This window comes from Succinivibrio sp. (assembly GCF_045124615.1).
In the GTDB taxonomy this organism is placed as follows: Bacteria; Pseudomonadota; Gammaproteobacteria; order Enterobacterales; family Succinivibrionaceae; genus Succinivibrio; species Succinivibrio faecicola.
The window spans coordinates 1-1522 of sequence record NZ_JBGVMC010000035.1 but is presented as its reverse complement, the minus strand read 5'-3'; the positions used below and the strand labels follow the sequence as shown (position 1 = coordinate 1522).

Here is a 1522-nt window from a genome sequence, read left to right as displayed (position 1 = left end):
GCCATATCTGTCAATTTCATCACAAAGTAATACACGTATAGGACGAGATGCCAACCCAGAAGGTGAATTGGAACCTACCATTGCAAGATAACCACCGGTGAAATGCTTCATACGGATAGTTGAACTTGATTTTCTTGAGCGTCCCTTTTCATCAGAAACTGCAACGCTCATTTTTTCTTTCAGAACTGGTGAAGCTTGAATGGTAGGATCAATACGTTCTTTGGAGAAGGCTTCAGCATTTTCTACAGTAGGTTGAATCATCATGATTGATGAAGGTTCCTGATCTATGTAGTAACCCATCACATTCATGAGAAGTTCTGATTTTGCAACTTGCGAAGCTGCCATAATCACAACCTTTTCAACACTGTGAGATGTTGCCATATCTAGAGGCTCCTTCATATAAGGAACTCTGCTAGTTCTCCATTTACCTGGTTCAGGTGATGTTCCAGGTGCTACAAAACGGTATTGATCTGACCACTCAGAGCCGGTCAGTTTTGGTCTTGGTTTTAATGTCTTTTGAAATGCCTTTAAAAATAGATTATTTAATAAAGAGTTTCTGGAGTTCTGCAAAGCAATTGTTGATTTCATCACTTATGATTTCCTCAATATCTCTTGCGGTTCTTCCTTCACATACAGTAGCAATTCTTGCAGGCAGACTTGAAAACTTTGATTTAATAGCTAGACCTATCTTTTCCGCATCAGCGTTGATACGGTCAATTGAATATAAACGACCTTCGAGCTCATCAAGTTTTAATTTTTCCTGCTTAGTCTGAACTGCAGTCATATAAGCTTTTGCTGCATTCAAAACAGCAATAGGATTATTTTCAATCTGACCAAGCCAGTTCTTATAGGTTGATTCAAAATCATCACCAACATCAACAGATGATTTAATCTCATCTATGAGTTTGGTTGCAGCCTTACGACTTTTACTTCTTTTATTCTGATCTATGTTTTTTTGATACTGCTTATAAGCTTCTACTGCAGCAGATAAACTCACGCGTTTAGCTTCATCAGTCTTAAATATACCTTTATCAATCAAGGTTCTGACCTGAGCGCGAGACACACCCAAATTTTTAGCTAAAGCCAATTGAGTAACACCATCAGAAAAAGTCATTTGTTTGTCTCTTGTGAAATACTGTTATACCAGTCAATCAAATGGTTATAGTAGGTAGCTGTGATGTCACAATCTTTTGCAACAATCAGTTGTTCTGTAAGTAATCTTTGAAGTTTTGCCTGGTCTTTTCCACTGCATTTACATTTGTCTTTTGGAATTGATCCGGAAGCTGAGGCATCTGAGGGCAGTGTTGCTGAGTCGGAATCGGTGTACTCTGTGAACTGCAACTGCAGAGCATTAAGTTCATCGATAGCACTAGTATAACGCTTTTCAAGATCATCCAAGTCTTCCTGCGTTTTTGCTGCATTGATTTGCGCTGTCTTCTGGTGTTCATGTTCAACCTCCAGCTGTTGAATCAAATTAGCTCTTTCTTGCTCCAGTGCATTTTTCGCAACGTTCAGACGTTCA

General features: G+C 38.9%; 3 protein-coding genes. All 3 read right to left on the bottom strand.

The features are described 5' to 3' along the window. The coding region (locus tag ACJML3_RS00860; protein ID WP_406019790.1) for a phage terminase large subunit family protein at positions 1–588 on the bottom strand (588 nt) is incomplete at its 3' end. Beyond that, complete coding sequence (locus ACJML3_RS00855) at positions 539–1114, bottom strand: hypothetical protein (protein ID WP_406019788.1); 576 nt, start codon at positions 1112–1114, stop codon at positions 539–541. The genes ACJML3_RS00855 and ACJML3_RS00860, both read right to left, overlap by 50 nt. Beyond that, a partial coding sequence (locus ACJML3_RS00850) for a hypothetical protein (RefSeq protein WP_406019786.1) occupies positions 1111–1522 on the bottom strand: 412 nt, incomplete at its 5' end. The genes ACJML3_RS00850 and ACJML3_RS00855, both read right to left, overlap by 4 nt.